The organism is Streptomyces sp. NPDC018947 (genome assembly GCF_044390505.1).
Lineage (GTDB): Bacteria > Actinomycetota > Actinomycetes > Streptomycetales > Streptomycetaceae > Streptomyces.
The window spans coordinates 55,757-72,846 of the sequence record NZ_JBIRZD010000013.1; the positions used below are offsets into that span (position 1 = coordinate 55,757).

Annotated in this window: 16 protein-coding genes; 9 read left to right on the forward strand and 7 right to left on the reverse strand. The window is 69.9% G+C overall.

Annotated features, from left to right (window positions below; genetic code table 11):
• Positions 1–204: 204 nt before the first annotated feature.
• From rpmH to ACH499_RS23925, 9 genes are all read left to right on the forward strand, one after another.
• The gene (gene rpmH, locus ACH499_RS23885; protein WP_003956500.1) at positions 205–342 is read left to right on the forward strand and encodes a 50S ribosomal protein L34; all 138 of its coding nucleotides are present in this window, start codon (positions 205–207) and stop codon (positions 340–342) included.
• Between the two features lie 21 nt (positions 343–363).
• On the forward strand, positions 364–735 hold the full coding sequence (gene rnpA / locus ACH499_RS23890) for a ribonuclease P protein component (protein WP_356198940.1): 372 nt from the start codon (positions 364–366) through the stop codon (positions 733–735).
• A complete protein-coding gene (gene yidD / locus ACH499_RS23895; protein ID WP_356198942.1) occupies positions 732–1,106 on the forward strand; it encodes a membrane protein insertion efficiency factor YidD in 375 nt (124 codons plus the stop codon). The genes rnpA and yidD overlap by 4 nt, the downstream gene beginning before the upstream one ends.
• 3 nt (positions 1,107–1,109) lie before the next feature.
• Entirely contained in the window at positions 1,110–2,390 is a 1,281-nt protein-coding gene (gene yidC, locus ACH499_RS23900; RefSeq protein WP_399018214.1) for a membrane protein insertase YidC, read from the forward strand.
• 15 nt (positions 2,391–2,405) lie between these two features.
• Entirely contained in the window at positions 2,406–2,918 is a 513-nt protein-coding gene (locus ACH499_RS23905) for a R3H domain-containing nucleic acid-binding protein (RefSeq protein ID WP_356198945.1), read from the forward strand.
• A 125-nt stretch (positions 2,919–3,043) separates the two neighbouring features.
• The gene (gene rsmG, locus ACH499_RS23910; RefSeq protein WP_356198947.1) at positions 3,044–3,763 is read left to right on the forward strand and encodes a 16S rRNA (guanine(527)-N(7))-methyltransferase RsmG; all 720 of its coding nucleotides are present in this window, start codon (positions 3,044–3,046) and stop codon (positions 3,761–3,763) included.
• Positions 3,764–4,080: 317 nt separating this feature from the next.
• Positions 4,081–5,154, forward strand: coding sequence for a ParA family protein (locus ACH499_RS23915; RefSeq protein ID WP_399018217.1), 1,074 nt, complete (start codon positions 4,081–4,083; stop codon positions 5,152–5,154).
• Positions 5,151–6,239: a ParB/RepB/Spo0J family partition protein gene (locus ACH499_RS23920; RefSeq protein WP_399018218.1), complete on the forward strand. Its 1,089-nt coding sequence runs from the start codon at positions 5,151–5,153 to the stop codon at positions 6,237–6,239. Before ACH499_RS23915 ends, ACH499_RS23920 begins: the two co-directional genes overlap by 4 nt.
• Positions 6,240–6,564: 325 nt before the next feature.
• On the forward strand, positions 6,565–7,182 hold the full coding sequence (locus ACH499_RS23925; RefSeq protein WP_356198952.1) for a GNAT family N-acetyltransferase: 618 nt from the start codon (positions 6,565–6,567) through the stop codon (positions 7,180–7,182).
• Between the two features lie 75 nt (positions 7,183–7,257).
• Here the strand turns inward: ACH499_RS23925 and trxA are convergent, their stop codons facing one another.
• The 7 genes from trxA to ACH499_RS23960 all read right to left on the reverse strand — a co-directional run bounded on the left by trxA (position 7,258) and on the right by ACH499_RS23960 (position 17,043).
• Positions 7,258–7,590, reverse strand: a complete 333-nt coding sequence (gene trxA, locus ACH499_RS23930; protein WP_356198954.1) for a thioredoxin — start codon at positions 7,588–7,590, stop codon at positions 7,258–7,260.
• A 41-nt stretch (positions 7,591–7,631) separates the two neighbouring features.
• Positions 7,632–8,600 carry a thioredoxin-disulfide reductase gene (gene trxB, locus ACH499_RS23935; protein WP_399018221.1) on the reverse strand — a complete coding sequence of 323 codons (969 nt, stop codon included), beginning with the start codon at positions 8,598–8,600 and terminating at the stop codon, positions 7,632–7,634.
• Between the two features lie 138 nt (positions 8,601–8,738).
• A complete protein-coding gene (locus tag ACH499_RS23940) occupies positions 8,739–9,632 on the reverse strand; it encodes a hypothetical protein (protein ID WP_399018223.1) in 894 nt (297 codons plus the stop codon).
• A complete protein-coding gene (gene sigM / locus ACH499_RS23945; protein WP_399018224.1) occupies positions 9,629–10,345 on the reverse strand; it encodes an RNA polymerase sigma factor SigM in 717 nt (238 codons plus the stop codon). The genes ACH499_RS23940 and sigM overlap by 4 nt, the downstream gene beginning before the upstream one ends.
• A 25-nt stretch (positions 10,346–10,370) precedes the next feature.
• A complete protein-coding gene (locus ACH499_RS23950; protein ID WP_399018227.1) occupies positions 10,371–12,086 on the reverse strand; it encodes a protein kinase family protein in 1,716 nt (571 codons plus the stop codon).
• Between the two features lie 140 nt (positions 12,087–12,226).
• Positions 12,227–14,608 carry a murein biosynthesis integral membrane protein MurJ gene (murJ, locus tag ACH499_RS23955; protein ID WP_399018229.1) on the reverse strand — a complete coding sequence of 794 codons (2,382 nt, stop codon included), beginning with the start codon at positions 14,606–14,608 and terminating at the stop codon, positions 12,227–12,229.
• Between the two features lie 44 nt (positions 14,609–14,652).
• Entirely contained in the window at positions 14,653–17,043 is a 2,391-nt protein-coding gene (locus ACH499_RS23960; RefSeq protein WP_356198962.1) for a DUF6049 family protein, read from the reverse strand.
• Positions 17,044–17,090: the final 47 nt, after the last annotated feature.

The window sequence follows — 17,090 nt, forward strand, 5'->3', positions numbered from 1 at the left end:
TCTGGTTTGACCGAATGGCGCAGTCCCACGTACCGTAACCAGGTCGAGTTGTCGATGGCTGCTGCCGCCTGCCTCCGATGGGCACAGGTCACGTCCAAGGTGATCGAAAAGCGGTGCACTCGGGCGTGACGAGAGCTACTCGTGGGCGCACGGTGACAGCCAGGACGGCACCCCGCCAACCCCGAATCTTTCTGGAGCCCCCGAGTGAGCAAGCGCACCTTCCAGCCGAACAACCGTCGTCGCGCGAAGACCCACGGCTTCCGGCTGCGTATGCGCACCCGTGCCGGCCGCGCGATCCTCGCGTCCCGCCGTAGCAAGGGTCGCGCCCGTCTGTCCGCCTGATCCCGGTCAGGTCATGACATCGTGCTGCCCACCGAGAACCGGCTGAGGCGGCCCGAGGAATTCGCGACCGCGGTACGACGGGGCCGCCGGGCCGGCCGCCCGGCTCTCGTCGTCCACCTTCGAAGCGGTGCCACGGACCCGCACGCGCCTGGGGAGAGCGCTCCCCCGACACGTGCGGGTTTCGTCGTGAGCAAGGCCGTGGGCGGTGCGGTGGTCCGCAACAAGGTGAAGCGCAGGCTTCGCCATCTGATGCGGGACCGGATCGACCTGTTTCCCCCCGGTAGCCTGGTAGTCGTACGAGCGCTGCCCGGTGCGGGCGACGCCGACCATGCACAGCTGGCCCAAGACCTGGACGCCGCCCTGAAGCGGCTACTGGGAGGGGGCGCGCGATGAAGTACCCGCTGCTGGCTCTGATCAAGCTGTACCAGTGGACGATCAGTCCGCTGCTCGGGCCGGTCTGCAAGTACTACCCGTCGTGTTCCCACTACGGCTACACGGCCATCGACCGGCACGGTGCCATCAAGGGCACGGCACTCACCGCCTGGCGCATCCTGCGGTGCAACCCGTGGTCGCTGGGCGGGGTGGACCATGTTCCGCCGCGCAAGCGTCCGCGGTGGCACGAAATGCTGCGTGACGCCTGGCGTGCACGCAGGGGCGGGCCCTCCGCCGCCGAACCGGCCACCGAGGGACGGACTTCTCCCACGAGTCCGTCCAGTCCTTCGAGCCCGGCCGCAGAGACCCAGTCCCATGCCCAAGGAGCATGATTAGTGGACACGATTGCCAGCCTCTTCAGCTTCATCACGACACCTGTCTCCTGGGTCATCGTCCAGTTCCACAGCGTGTACGGCGCCATCTTCGGCCCTGACACCGGATGGGCCTGGGGCCTGTCCATCGTGTCCCTGGTGATTCTGATCCGCATCTGCCTGATCCCGCTCTTCGTGAAGCAGATCAAGGCGACGCGTGCGATGCAGACGCTCCAGCCGGAGATGAAGAAGATCCAGGAGCGCTACAAGAACGACAAGCAGCGCCAGTCCGAAGAGATGATGAAGCTGTACAAGGAGACGGGCACCAACCCGCTCTCCTCGTGCCTTCCCATCCTGGCGCAGTCGCCGTTCTTCTTCGCCCTGTACCACGTGCTCAACGGCATCGCCTCGGGCGACACCATCGGCGTGATCAACCAGAGCCTGCTGGAGAGCGCGCAGAAGGCGCACATCTTCGGGGCCCCGCTGGCGTCGAAGTTCTTCAGCAGCGAGAGCGACGTCGCCGCGCTCAACGCCTCGCTGACCGACGTCCGGATCGTCACCGCGATCATGATCGTGCTGATGTCGGCGTCGCAGTTCTTCACGCAGCGCCAGCTCATGACGAAGAACGTCGACACCACGGTGAAGACGCCGTTCATGCAGCAGCAGAAGATGCTGATGTACGTCTTCCCCGTCATGTTCGCCGTCTTCGGTGTGAACTTCCCCGTGGGTGTCCTCGTCTACTGGCTGACCACCAACGTGTGGACCATGGGCCAGCAGATGTACGTCATCCACAACAACCCGACTCCGGGTTCCAAGGCCCAGGCCGCGTACCTCGAGCGCCTGCACAAGCGCGTCACCCTGCACGGCAAGACCCGTGGCCGCGGTGAGAAGTCCATCGTCAAGGCGATCGTCGCCAAGGGCCGGGACCGCAACGAGTTCGAGCGCAAGTTCATCAACGGTCTGTCCAAGGCGGGTCTGGCGGCGCAGGCCGACGGCACCGTGATCAAGAGCGACGCCGCTGCCGCCGCGCAGGCCGAGGACGGCGCGACCGTCGCCACGACCACGCCGAAGCGGCAGCAGCCCAAGCGGCAGAGCAAGTCCCAGCGGCACTCCGCGAAGGCGGCCGGCGAGTCGGAGCCGAAGACCTCGCTGACCAAGTCCGACGAGCCGGAGGACGCCCAGCGGGGCGGTCAGTCCGCCGCTGCCAAGAAGCCGGCTCAGAAGCCCGGCGCCGGTGGCCGCAGCAAGGCCCAGTCCGGGCAGCGCAAGGGCCCGCAGCGTCCCAAGTCCCCGTCGAAGAAGTAAGAAGGAGTCCATCCCGTGACGGAAGGCACCACCTCCGCCGCTGCCGAGGGTGCAGACACCCTGACTCGCCTGGAGCAGGAGGGCGAGATCGCGGCGGACTACCTGGAGGGTCTGCTCGACATCGCCGACCTCGACGGCGACATCGACATGGACGTCGAGGCCGACCGTGCCTCTGTCTCGATCATCAGCGACACGAACAGCCGTGATCTGCAGAAGCTGGTCGGCCGGGACGGTGAGGTGCTGGAGGCTCTGCAGGAGCTCACGCGCCTCGCCGTGCACCGGGAGACCGGGGACCGCAGCCGGCTGATGCTCGACATCGCGGGTTACCGGGCCAGGAAGCGCGCCGAGCTCTCCGAACTGGGGGCGAAGGCCGCGGCGGAGGCCAAGAGCAGCGGCGAGGCCGTGCGGCTGGACCCGATGACTCCCTTCGAGCGCAAGGTCGTGCACGACGCGGTCAAGGCCGCGGGACTGCGCAGTGAGTCCGAGGGCGAGGAGCCGCAGCGCTTCGTCGTCGTGCTTCCCGCCTGATCGGTCCCCACGTCTCCGGCCCCGTCTGTTGCGCAGGCGGGGCCGAGTTTTTGTCAGCCTGATAGTTCTGGTGGTTCTGGCACCGGCGCCCGCTGCGCCGGTGCGGTACGGAAGGACGGTCCCCCGTGACGGAGGCAGCGGAGCTTCCCCCTGTGCCCGAGCAGGCACGTGAGGTGTTCGGTGATCGCTACGCGGACGCGGTCCGCTATGCCGAGCTGCTCGCCGAGGCGGGAGTGCAGCGTGGCCTGATCGGCCCCCGGGAGGTCCCGCGTCTGTGGGAGCGGCACCTGCTGAACTGCGCGGTGCTCTCGGAGGTCGTGCCCGAGGGGGTGACGGTGTGCGACGTGGGGTCGGGGGCCGGCCTGCCCGGAATCCCGCTGGCGCTCGTCCGTGAGGACCTGAAGATCACGCTCCTGGAGCCGCTGCTGCGGCGCACCAATTTCCTGACCGAGGTCGTGGAGCTGCTGGGGCTGGACCATGTGACGGTGGTGCGCGGCCGGGCCGAGGAGGTCATGGGCAAGATTCCGCCCGTGCACGTGGTGACGGCCCGTGCCGTGGCACCGCTGGACCGCCTGGCCACCTGGGGCATCCCGCTGCTGCGTCCCTACGGCGAGATGCTCGCCCTCAAGGGTGACGCGGCCGAGGAGGAGCTGAAGGCGGCGGCTACGGCGCTCAGCAAGCTGGGGGCGGTGGAGACGTCGATCCTGCATGTGGGGGACGGCGTCGTGGATCCCCTGTCCACCGTGGTGCGGGTGGAGGTCGGGGAGAGCCCCGGCGGTGTGCGTTTCGCGGCCAAGCGGGCCAAGGCGGCCCGGACGGGGCGGGCGCGCAGGCGGCGCGGATGAAGGTGCGGGAGAGCTGACCCGTCCTGACGGCGGGCGTACTCCACACCAGCCTCCCCCTCCGCGAGTGCCGGAGTGTCGCGGCGGTCCGGCCTCGGCTGCTGTGCATCGTGTTTCACGTGAAACGTCGCTCACTGTTGCACGGCATCATCAGTCGCGGTCGCGCCGCGGCGGAACCCCGCGACCGGAGGCCGCTCGGTTCCCTCGAGGAGGAACCCGACTCTCCCGGTGCTTCGCCCCCCTTGCGAGGGGCGGAGTTGTCCACAGAGGTGGATTTCTCCACAGAAGGTCAGGCCTCACTGGTTCACGACCCCGGGGGCATGGGAGGCTCTGTTCATTGCGAGCCTGAAGTCGAGGAGAGTGAATCCTTGCGGTCCGACACCAACATCGCGGGACCGATGACCGATCCGGTCCCCGGTCCCCGCACCGAGTCGATGGGGACGGATGTTTCACGTGAAACACCGCCTCCGATGGACGACACTCCGATCGGTCGAGCGGCCCAACTGGCGGTGGAGGCACTGGGCCGCGCCGGAGAGGGGCTGCCACGCCCCGAGCAGACCCGCGTGATCGTGGTCGCCAACCAGAAGGGCGGGGTCGGCAAGACGACGACCACCGTCAACCTCGCCGCCTCGCTGGCACTGCACGGGGCCCGCGTCCTGGTCGTCGACCTCGACCCGCAGGGCAACGCGTCCACCGCGCTGGGGATCGACCACCACGCCGAGGTCCCCTCCATCTACGACGTCCTGGTCGAGAGCCGGCCGCTCTCGGAGGTCGTCCAGCCGGTGCCCGACGTCGAAGGTCTCTTCTGCGCCCCGGCCACCATCGATCTCGCCGGTGCGGAGATCGAGCTGGTCTCCCTGGTGGCACGGGAGAGTCGGCTGGAGCGAGCGATCCAGGCCTACGAGCAGCCACTGGACTACATCCTCATCGACTGCCCGCCCTCCCTCGGTCTGCTGACGGTCAACGCGCTCGTCGCGGGCCAGGAGGTGCTCATCCCGATCCAGTGCGAGTACTACGCCCTGGAGGGACTGGGACAGCTCCTTCGGAACGTGGATCTGGTGCGTGGGCACCTCAACCCCACCCTCCATGTCTCGACGATCCTGCTCACCATGTACGACGGCCGGACGCGGCTTGCGTCGCAGGTCGCGGACGAAGTGCGCAGCCACTTCGGTGACGAGGTCCTGCGGACGAGCATCCCGCGCTCGGTCCGTATCTCGGAGGCCCCCAGCTACGGGCAGACGGTGCTGACCTACGATCCAGGATCGAGCGGAGCGCTCTCCTACCTGGAGGCGGCACGCGAGATCGCGCTGAGGGGCGTGGGGGTCAACTACGACCCGACCCAGGCACACGCCGGCGCACAGAATGATCCGAACATGGTGGAGGGGATCCAGTGAGCGAGCGACGAAGGGGGTTGGGCCGTGGTCTCGGCGCACTGATTCCCGCAGCCCCGACCGAGAAGTCGGTGGCCTCGGCAGCCCTGGGGAATGCGGCCTCCGCATCCCCCTCGACGGTGGCCGGGCTGCCGAACGAGCGGGGGGTGGCAGCGGCGAAGGTGGCCACGCTGTCCTCTGTTTCACGTGAAACCGAGGCCTCGGCTGCGGGCGTGCCCGCCCCTCCGCTGGGGGCCCACTTCGCGGAAGTGCCCCTGGACGCCATCACGCCGAACCCGCGGCAGCCTCGCAAGGTCTTCGACGAGGACGCCCTCGCCGAGCTGGTGACCTCGATCAAGGAGGTGGGTCTTCTCCAGCCGGTCGTCGTCCGGCAGACGGGACCCGGGCGCTACGAGCTCATCATGGGCGAGCGTCGTCTGCGGGCCAGCCGTGAGGCCGGGCTGGAGGCGATTCCGGCTATCGTGCGGGCCACGGAGGACGAGCAGCTCCTCCTGGACGCTCTGCTGGAGAACCTGCACCGGGCGCAGTTGAACCCGCTGGAAGAGGCCTTCGCCTACGACCAGCTTCTGAAGGACTTCAACTGCACGCACGACCAGCTCGCGGACCGCATCGGTCGTTCCCGCCCGCAGGTGTCCAACACGCTGCGTCTGCTGAAGCTCTCCCCGAAGGTGCAGAACCGCGTGGCCGCCGGGGTGCTCTCCGCCGGACATGCCCGAGCGCTGCTCTCGGTGGAGGACTCGGAGGAGCAGGAGCGGCTGGCTCACCGGATCGTGGCCGAGGGACTCTCGGTGCGGGCGGTCGAGGAGATCGTGACCCTGATGGGATCGCGGCCGCAGAAGCCGCAGCGCGCCAAGGGTCCGCGGGCCGGTGCTCTGGTCTCGCCGGCCCTGTCCGAGCTGGCGACCCGCCTCTCGGACCGCTTCGAGACTCGGGTGAAGGTCGACCTGGGGCAGAAGAAGGGCAAGATCACCGTGGAGTTCGCCTCCATGGAGGACCTCGAGCGGATCCTCGGCAGCCTCGCTCCCGGTGAGGGGCCGGTGCTGCAGAAGGGCCTGGTAGCCGGGGAGGCCGACGAATCCGACTCCTGATCTCAGCGGCCGGAGCCCCGTAGGAACTCTGGTCGCCGATGGGCGGGCCGTGTCCGGAATTCTCCGGAACACGGTCCGCCCTTTGCTTTGCGTCGGTGTCAGCTCGATCCCATCGTGGATACGATGCGTTTGATACGGCGCGATCACCCGGCAGTACCTCTGAGAGGCAGGCAGGGGCCATGCGAACGATGAGCCGAATCGGGCTGGTGAGCGCGGGACTGGGGCTGGGCGCGGTCGGCGGGTTCATCGGCAGCCTGCTCAGGGAACGGAGTGCTTTGACGGCCGCCCGTGACGTGACGGGCGAAGGAAGCGAGGAACAGCCTTCATGGGGCGTCGGCTCGTACCGCTCACGCTGGACAACCTTCAGGACCTTCCCCAGCGCTGTCGCTCGTGTGTCTTCTGGGAGCTGGACCCTGTCAGCGGCGAAGCCGCGGTAACCACCGGGACGGCCGAGACGGAGAAGGAAGCCTGGATCTCCGCGGTCCTGCTGGACTGGGGATCCTGCGGTCGCGTGGTCTACGTCGATGACGTACCGGTGGGCTTCGTGCTCTACGCCCCTCCCGCGTACGTCCCGAGGTCGGCGATGTTTCCCACCAGCCCCGTCTCCTCCGATGCGGTGCAGTTGATGACGGCGTTCGTGATGCCGGGCTACCAGGGTCAGGGACTCGGGCGGGTCATGGTGCAGACGGTCGCCAAGGATCTGCTGCGGCGGGGCTTCAAGGCGATCGAGGCCTTCGGGGATGCCCGCTGGAAGGAGCCGGCCTGTGTGTTGCCGGCGGACCATCTGCTGGCCGTGGGCTTCAAGACGGTCCGGCACCACCCCACCCACCCGCGGCTGAGGCTGGAGTTGCGGTCCACGCTGTCGTGGAAGGAAGACGTGGAGATGGCCCTGGACCGGCTGCTCGGGGCGGTCCAGAAGGAACCGGCGCTGCGGCCGCTGTGAGGCCAGGCGTCCCACGCGAGCGCAGCACGAAGGGCCGGCCCGAATGGGCCGGCCCTTCGTGTTTCACGTGAAACGTCAGTCTGCGATGAAGTCCTCGAGGTCGCGGACGATCGCGGCCTTGGGCTTGGCACCGACAATGGTCTTGGCGACCTCGCCACGCTGGTAGACGTTGAGCGTCGGGATGGACATGACGCCGTACTTGGCGGCCGTACCCGGGTTCTCGTCGATGTTCAGCTTGACGACCTCGATCTTGTCGCCGTACTCGGCGGCGATCGCCTCGAGGGACGGCGCGATCTGGCGGCACGGTCCGCACCAGGCGGCCCAGAAGTCCACCAGGACGGGCTTGTCGCTCTTGAGGACGTCCTGCTCGAAGGAGTCGTCGGTCACTTGCTTCAGGGTGCCGGCCACGGCGGGCTCCTTAACTGGTTGGTGCGTGGGGCGGATGGGGGTCAGACAGCGGTCTTCTCGGGCTCGGCCTTGTCCTCGTCGGAGAGCGCGGCGAGGAAGCGCTCGGCGTCGAGAGCGGCGGAGCAGCCGGTGCCGGCGGCGGTGATCGCCTGCCGGTAGGTGTGGTCGACCACGTCACCGGCGCCGAAGACACCGGTCAGGTTGGTGCGGGTCGAGGGGGCGTCGACCTTCAGGTAACCCTCCGGGTCCAGGTCGAGCTGGCCCTTGAAGAGCTCGGTGCGCGGGTCGTGACCGATGGCGATGAACAGACCGGTCACGGCGAGGTCCGAGAGCTCGCCGGTCTTGACGTTGCGCAGCTTCAGGCCCGACAGCTTCTGGTCGCCGTGGATCTCGGCGACCTCACTGTCCCAGACGAACGAGATCTTCGAGTCGGCGAAGGCACGCTCCTGCATCGCCTTGGAGGCGCGCAGGGTGTCGCGGCGGTGGACGATCGTCACGGACTTGGCGAAGCGGGAGAGGAACGTGGCCTCCTCCATCGCGGTGTCACCGCCGCCGATCACGGCGATGTCCTGGTCCTTGAAGAAGAAGCCGTCGCAGGTCGCGCACCAGGAGACGCCACGCCCGGAAAAAGCGTCCTCGTTCGGCAGGCCGAGCTTGCGGTGCTGGGAACCGGTGGTGACGATGACGGCCTTCGCCCGGTGGACCGTGCCCGCGGTGTCGGTGACGGTCTTGATCTCGCCGGCCAGGTCGACGGCGACGACATCGTCCGGGACGAGCTCGGCACCGAAGCGCTCGGCCTGGGCGCGCATGTTGTCCATGAGCTCGGGGCCCATGATGCCGTCCTGGAAGCCCGGGAAGTTCTCCACCTCGGTGGTGTTCATCAGCGCACCGCCCGCGGTGACGGCGCCCTCGAACACCAGCGGCTTCAGCGACGCGCGCGCGGTGTAGAGCGCCGCCGTGTAGCCGGCGGGCCCGGAGCCGATGATGATCACGTTTCGGACGTCGCTCACGGCTTCATTCCTCGTCTCTGGACTGCGTCTTCAGGGCCGGGTGGAGCTTCTGTCTGAGCTCTCACCCCACCCAACGGATCCTAAGGGGCGCGCATTCCCGCTGTGTCCGGGCACACGGCGGGCGAGGAGGAAGCGTGGTCAGGGACGTGCGTAGGAGCGCTTCAGAAGGACCTTGGCCTCGGCGACGGGGGGCTGAGCCGCACAGGCCGAGTCGACGATGTAGGCGGTGACGCGGCTGTCGTTGAGGGTGTCGGGCAGCACGACGAGCAGAGCCTCCTTGCCCTTGTAGACGCCCTCCTCCGTGGCGAGCGCGGCGTCGGCACGGCCGATGGCCTTCTGGACGCACTCCGGCACCGCCGGAGAGGTGAAGACGTGGTTCTCGGTCGCGTTCTCGGACTCCACGCCGAAACTGCGTGGTGTGCGCGAGCCGCTCTGTGAGCCTTGCCCCTCGGCGACGAGCGCCGCGACCTGGTCCTTGAGCCGCCCCTCGGAGAAGGTGTCCACGGGTGCGGACGGCTGCCCGTGGGCCGTCTCGTCCGGTGCGCCGCCCCCGGTGACGGACGAGACGATGACGGAGCCGATCCCGAGGGCGGCCGCCGCCGCCACGGCACTCAGGACAGCGATCCTGCGCCGTCCGTTGCGTCGGCGGTCCTTGCGGCCGGGGCCGGTGGTGGAGGCGCGGGCATGTCCGGAAGGACGGTCCGTGGGCACCGATGTTTCACGTGAAACATGTGCGCCGTCGTCGTTCCGGCCCCCGTCGGCAGCCGGTGCTGCCGTGTTCAGCAGGGCCTCGGCGGCGAGGGCGGCGTTGACGCGGTCGGCCACGTCGTCCGGCATCCGCTCGGGCTGCGGGAGCGTGCCGAGCAGTCCCTGGATCTCCTCCAGCGAGGTGTAGACGTCCGAGCAGAGCTCGCAGGTCTCCAGGTGCCGCCGGAGGTCGGCGGTCCGCGAGGCCGGGAGCAGGCCTTCGGCGAGTTCGGAGATCTCCGCGACGTCCGGGTGCCCGGCCCTGTCCGTCGTCGACGACGTCACGCTCGTCCACCTCCGCCCTTCACTGCGGCTGAATCGCTCTGACCCGCTTCCATGGGGTCCGCCCGGTGCGGTCCCGCCGCGGGTGGGACGGATGTCCCGTGCGTCCGGTTCCGCTTCCCGTCCGCACCGACGCCGGCGTCCGGACGCAGATGGGCGAGCAGCGGCAGGAGCTTGGCTCTGCCACGGGCGCAGCGGCTCTTGATCGTGCCCGTCGGCACATCGAGGATCCGCGCGGCCTCCGCGACGGGGTAGCCCTGCATGTCGACGAGGACGAGGGCCGCTCGCTGATCGGCCGGCAGGGTGCCCAGGGCAGCCAGAAGCTGTCGGTTCAGGTCATTGCGCTCGGCGGGGGCGGAGGCCGACTCGTGCGGCTCCAGTAGCTGCTCCAGCCGCTCGGCGTCGTCGATGGGGGAGGTCTTGCGGGAAGCCGCCTTGCGGACACGGTCCAGGCAGGCGTTCACCGTGATCCGGTGCAGCCAGGTCGTGACGGCCGCCTGGCCGCGGAAGGTGTGGGCGGCGCGGTAGGCGGAGACCAGGGCGTCCTGGACGGCGTCAGCGGCCTCCTCACGGTCCCCGAGCGTCCGCAGGGCCACCGCCCAGAGACGGTCGCGGTGGCGGCGCACGAGCTCGCCGAAGGCGTCGGGATCACCGTCCACGTGACGGGCGAGGAGGTCCTGATCGTCGATGTCGCCATAGGCGGTGCCATCTGCCATCGGACCCCCTCCCCTGTCGCCGGGCTCAGCCCTTGAACGTCACGTCGGTGATGGCCTGCTTGTAGCCGGCGTTGCTGTAGCTGTCGCCGGAGGCGTAGGGAAGCGCGGTGAGCCACACGAGCACGTACCGCGTCTTCGCCGGCTTGGCGGCCTTGATCGTCGCGGTCGTCCCTGAGGTGGTGACCGTGCCGAGCTTCTTCATCGCGTCCAGGGACGACGGCTGCAGCGAGTCGGCGGCGTACAGCTCAGCCGTCGTGTGGTCGCCGGCGTAGTGCAGCCCCACCTCGGCGGTCGAGACCTCCTGCTCGGAACCGAGGTCGTAGACGATGCCGACGCCCGGCTTGTACGGACCGATGACCGGGCCGTCGAAGAAGCTGGCCGTCCGCCAGAGCGTGCTGTTGTCGCCGTCGTACGTCTTGCCGACGTCGGCGGGGTGCTGCGCGTCGCCCTTGGTGACGAACTCCCGGGCGTCCTGCACCGCGATCGGCTTGGTCGGCTTCGGGATGGCGTCGTTCTTGTCGTCGCCGTCCGTCGTCTGGGTCTGGTTCTGGTCGTCGGCCTTGCCGCCCCGCTCCATGAGGGCGTCCGCGAGCTGCCAGCTGCCCAGGCCGAGGGCGGCGATCAGCAGGGCGGACACGCCCCACTTCAGCGCCTTGCCGGTGCGGCTCTGCAGGGGCGGCGGCGGGCTGGGCACGGGCTGGGTGATGCCGGGACGCGGTGCCGGGCGGCCGTACGTGCCCTTCTGGTACGACGTGCGCTGGTACTCGGGCGGCGCGGTGTACGCCGGCTCCGGCGGACGGATGCGGGGCATCTCGCCGATCGCCTTGACCAGTTCCTCCGGTGTGGTGCACGGAGACTCGTGACGCGAGGCGGTGGCGCCGTCGTTGGCGAGCGCCCGCATGGCGAGCTCGGACAGTCCGCGGTGGACACCGGCGCGCACCTGGTCCGGCGGGATCAGGCCGATGTCCTTGGGCAGGCCCGCCATGCCGTGGGCGTCGCTCTCGTACGGCCAGCGCTGGGTGAGGGTGGCGTACAGGAGGGCACCGATGGCCTCGGTGTCGGTCCGCTGCGGGGTGTCGGAACTGATCCCGCGCAGGGCGGCGCTGACGGCGAGTCCGCGGATCCTCCACTGACCCGTCGAGGTACGCAGCACGGCGTTGGGGTTCAGGCGCAGATGGGCGAGGCCCTCGCGGTGGGCGGCGGCCATCGCGGACGCGACCTGACTGACCATCTGGTAGGCGTCGTACGCGTCCATCGGGCCCGCGGCGAGGAGCGCGGTCAGATCGGTGGCGTCGGGGAGCCATTCGTGCACGACGTAGACGAGGTCGTTGTCCTCGACGGCGTCCAGCACCTGGACGAACCGCGGATCGCCGAGCAGCGCGGCGGAGCGAGCCGCGGCCAGCACCGAGCGGGCCCGCGAGTGGTCCGCCGGCAGGACGTGGACCCCCACGGCGCGGCGAAGCTTCTCGTCGACGGCCCGCCAACTGCTGAAGCCGTCCAGACGGGTGACGCACTCCTCGAGGCGGTAGCGCCTGGCGAGCTTGTGCCCGCTGTGCAGTTCGGGAGGCGATGCCTTGCCGGAATCCTCGCTCGTGGGGCTCCCCTGTGCCTGGTCGCTGTCCGTGTCCCGCTCCCGGTTGTTGGCCACCCCGTCGGCCGTGGACTGGTCCGCCTGTGCGGTCAGCGGCTTCTCACCGCTGTTGTCTGCCACGTCGACGGCAGCTGTGCTCCGTTCCGCCACCGTCGTTCCTGCCTCCCCATTCGATGCACGCCGACCGTCACCCGATGCGCGCAGCCCGACGCCGAAACCAATTGTGCCCACAGTCCGCCGCTATGCACGACACACGGCGGCGGACGATGGTTGTGCGCCTACCCCTGCTCTCAGCGTCCCAGGCGTCCGCGCACCATGCCGACCAGTGAGTTGACCTCCTCGATGCGCATCCTGCGGGCGGCGACGAAGAAGACGCCGAACAGGACCGCACCGCCGGCCACCAGGGCGGCGAGCGACCCGACGACACCCTGGCCGAGCGTGTGGCCGATCCCGTAGCAGGCGGCGCCGCTGAGCAGGGCGGCCGGGACGGAGGCGATGCACAGCCGGGCGTACGTCCGCAGCACCCGTGCACCGTCCAGGTCCCCGCCGAGCCGCTTGCGCAGCCGGCGCCACGCGACGCCGACACCGGTCGCGTAGGCCAGGCCGTAGGCGGCGGCCATGCCGACCACGGCCCAGCGGGCCGGCAGCAGGAAGTAACACAGGGCGGACGCCACGGCGTTGACCGAGGCCACGATGACCGTGTTGTAGAAGGGCGTCCGGGTGTCCTCGTAGGCGTAGAAGGCGCGCAGGACGACGTACTGCACGGAATACGGGATGAGGCCGAGGCCGAAGGCCATCAGCATGTAACCCATGTTGGTGGCTTCACTGGTGCCCGAGGAGCCGAACATGAGCGTGCACATCGGGATGCCGAGCGAGACGAACCCGAAGGCGACGGGCACGATGGCGACCGCCGTGGTGCGCAGGCCCTGGGAGATGTCGTCGCGGACAGCGCCGCTGTCGTCCTCCGACGCCGAGCGGGAGATGCGGGGCAGCAGGGCGGCCATCAGGGAGACGGTGATGATCGCCTGGGGCAGGCCCCAGATGAGCTGGGCGTTGGCGTAGGCGGCGAAGCCGGTGCCGTCGACGGGCGACGCGGTGCCCGCGGCCGTGGAGAGCTGGATGACGATCATGGCGCCCGCCTGGTTGGCGAGGACGAACAGGACCGTCCACTTGGCGAGCGTGACGGCCTTGCCGAGGCCGTGGCCCCTCCAGTCGAAGCGCAGCCGCAGCCGGAAGCCCGTCTCGCGCAGGTAAGGGATCACCGCCAGGGCCTGTACGACGAGGCCCAGCAGCACGCCGATGCCGAGCAGCCGCTCGCCCTCCGGCGGGATGCTGGTGACCTTCATGCCGGAGGTCTCCGCGGTGCCGTAGACCCAGATGAACATCCCGAGCGTGACGATGATGACGATGTTGTTCAGGACCGGGGTCCACATCATCGCGCCGAACCTGCCGCGGGCGTTGAGGATCTGCCCCATCACCACGTGCAGGCCCATGAAGAAGATGGACGGCAGGAAGTAGCGGACGAAGGTGATGCCGACCTCGTTCGCGGCCGGGTTGCTGGCGACGGGGTTGGACAGGACCCGGATCAGCAGGGGCGCGGCGAGGACGGTGATCGCGGTGAGCACACCGAGGGCCACCATGACCAGGGTCAGCAGCCTGTTGGCGTAGGCCTCGCCGCCGTCGTCGTCGTCCTTCATGGCACGCACGAGCTGGGGTACGAAGACCGAGTTGAGGCCGCCGCCGACGGTGAGGATGTAGATCATGGTCGGGAGCTGGTAGGCGACCTGGAAGGTGTCGCCGAGCAGGCCGACGCCGAGCGCCGAGACGATCAGTGCCGAGCGGATGAACCCGGTCAGCCGGGAGACCATCGTGCCCGCCGCCATCACGGCGCTGGACTTGAGCAGCCCTCCCGCGCGGCCGCCCTTCCTGGGGGCGGTGGCGGCGGGCGGGGCGGGTGGCTCGGCCTCCTGGACGGGGGCCTCCGCGGCTTCCGGCGTGGGAGCCGGCGCGTACTGTCCCGGCGCGGGGGGCGCGTAGTGCCCGGGTGCCGGAGCGGGGCCGCCGTACTGCCCGTAGGCGGAGGCGTCCCCGTAGGGGCCGGGTCCCTGTGCGCCGCGGTACTGGTCCGGTCCCGGCGTCCCGCCGTAGGGCCCCGGTGCCGGGGCGGGGGAGGGAACCGAGGCGGAGCCGTCGTAGGACGGGTGGCCACCGCCCTGCTGCTGGTCGCGGAAGAGGTGGGCGAAGGCGTCGGGCTCGTGGCGCTGCTCACCGGCCTGGGTGACCAGGTCGTCCACGCCGACGAACTGGGTCGTGCGCGGGTCGTCGCCGTGCGGCAGGTACTGGGTGGGGCCCTCCGGCTCGGGCGCCGGGGTCTGGGCCCACACGCGTGGGTCGGGGGCGTACGGCGACTGGGACGGCTGGGCGTACATCGGCTGCTGCGGGTACGTGCCCGGGGGCGGCGGGGGGTGCGAGGCGCGGTCGTAGAGCGCCTCGGAGACCGGGTCCTGGGCGGAGAGGTCCTGCGCCCGGTAGGGGTCCTGGTCGTAGGCGTCCTGGAGGTACATGTCCGCGGGCGGCTGCGGCGGTGTCCGGCCGTCGTCGGGCGGCGGACCCTCGGGGTGGCCCGAGCCGTCCACGGCCTGACCGCGGTCACCGTCGTACGGCGCGTTCATGGTTACCCCACCTCATCGTCCCGGGCCGACCGGCCACGACATCCTCAACGGTCCACTCTCTCACCCGTGCCGGACGGGTCGGCGTTTTCCGCTGCGGTGTCCGGTGTCGGGTCACTCGGCTGCTCGGGGTCGCCTGACCGGGAGGTCGCCCCCGACTCCTCCTGGAGACGCCCGCGGGGGCCGTCGGGGTTCTCGGGACCGTCATCGTCGTTCTCGGCCTCCCGATCCTCGCCGGACCCGCCCTTGTCCCCCTCGCGGGCGGCGGCCCGCTTGCGCTGGGTGTACATCCGGAAGCCGGCGAGGACGAGGAGCAGGACACCGCCGCCGATGACCAGCATCACCGTGGCCGTGATCTCGGTGACCTTCACGTCGAACGTGACGGCCTCTCCGTACGGCCGGCCGTCCATCGTGTAGAGCTGGGCGATCACCGTTGCCCGGCCGTTGGCGTTGGCGGACGTGGTGAACTTCACCGACTGGCTGTGGCCACCGGAGACCGAGACTGGCTGCTCCTGATAGGCCGCGCCGCCGATCTCGAGGCGCGTGGGACTGGTCGAGGTGAGCCGCAGCACCAGCGGGCCGACGTCCTGCACCAGGTTGTTCTGCACCGTCACGGGGATCGTGGCGCTGCGGCCGGACAGCTTCGTCTCCGACTTGTCGATCAGCCTGACCCGGCCGGTCAGCCCTTCGAGGTAGGACTGCACGCCGGCGCGGAACGAGCCTGCCTCGCCGGCCCGGCCCCTCCAGGACGCGGACATCTCCCGGTTCAGGGCGCGGCCGAAGGGCGTCACCACGCGGGACGGGTCGGACAGGACGCCCTTGAAGTTGTCGAGCCTGTCCTGCGTCTGCGCGATCTGCGTGAACGCCGACCGGGGCAGTTCCTTCTTGCGCAGCGCCGACGGGTACGAGGACTTCCCGGGCACCTTGGTGGTGGCCTCGGGGTCGGGCTTGGCCGCGGCTGCGTCCGCGAGCTTCTGGGACTCCGACCAGGTGCTGCCCTGGAGGGTCCTCAGCGCCTCGGCCATCGCGCGGGCCTGGGCCCCCGAGGGCATGCGCTGCGGGGCGACGACGATGCTGCGCTGCTTGTCGGTCTGGAGGCCCAGCGCCAGGCTCTGGGCGAGGAACCGCTGCACCGCGAGCGTGGACGCGGAGGCCTTCGTCAGGTCGCCCTCGAACGCCCTGGACAGCCGCGCGTCGGCGACGACGGCGGTGGTGCCGCCGCCGATGGGGCGGGCGGCGGAGGGGGTGTACGACAGGCCGCTGGTCTCCTCGAGGCTGTCGCTGCGGGCGATCACCTTGTCGGCGCCCGCCGAGGTGGCGACCTTGACGATCGACCGGTCGACCGCGCCCTCCACGGGCCAGGCGAAGTCGGTGTTGGGCCGCACGTGGAGGATGGCCGGGACCGTGTTGTCGACGACGTCCGTGGCTTCCTTGAGCTGGCTCAGCGAGCCGGCGGTGTCCCTGCCGTTGTGGGCGAGGGAGGCCAGGTCGGGGTCGGCGAAGGGCAGCGCGACGACCTCCTTGTCGGCCACCGCGTCCTGGAGGTCGGCGAGCCATTGCTTGGCGGCCGCCTGCTGGGTGCCGGGAACGGTGTCGGCCCCGTCCCGGACGCGGTAGCTGCCGGTCATCGCGTCGACGGAGGCCAGCAGGTCGGGGTCGACCACCCAGGTGACGTCGAGGTCCTTGCCCAGCGTCACCATCTGGTTCAGACGGCCTCCGGGAGAGATCTCCTTGGCCAGGTCGTCATTGAGGAAGACCGGCGTCTGCTCCTCGTTCGGTCCCGTCTCGGCGGCCATGTGGGTGGTCGAGACGAGCGGCCAGAGGAACGTCGCCCTGGTCTTGGTGCCGTCCGCGTCGGGCTTCCACGGCAGGAAGGTCCGCTGTATGCCGAGGACCTGCTCCCACGGCTGCGCGGAGGTCTCCCCGGAGAGCGAGACGGCGAACTCGTAGACGCCGTCCCCGCCGAGGTTCAGCTCGTCGACAGGGACGGAGATGTTGAAGTGCTCGGACACACCGGGGGTGAGCTTGGAGAACTTCGCCGTGTACTTGTCGTCGATCTCCGGAGGGATGGATCCCTCCAGATCGTCCCCGTCCTTGGCGATCGCGTCGACGGACGAGCGGGTGTCCACCTCGGAGCCCAGGCGCAGCCCGACGTGGGCGTTGGTGACCGCCCGCTTGCCGTTGTTGGTCACGGTGCCGGACACGGTCACCGTGTCCCCCTCGGAGGGGGCGGACGGGGTGAGCGAGTCGACGGCGACGGCCACCGGGCCGGAGCCGGAGTCTGCTTCCGCGGCCGTCTTCTCGGCGGCGTGCGCGGATCCGGCGGGCAGAAGCAAGCCGGCCAGCAGGGGCGTACCCGCGATCAGTGCCGCGGCGCTCCTTCGCCACCGGCGGGCAGGTGAGGGACTGGTCCCCTGGAAGTCTGCCGCCTCGGCCACGCGCTCGCCCGTCCCTCGTCGTCGTCAGTGGTCGTCGGAATGTGCGT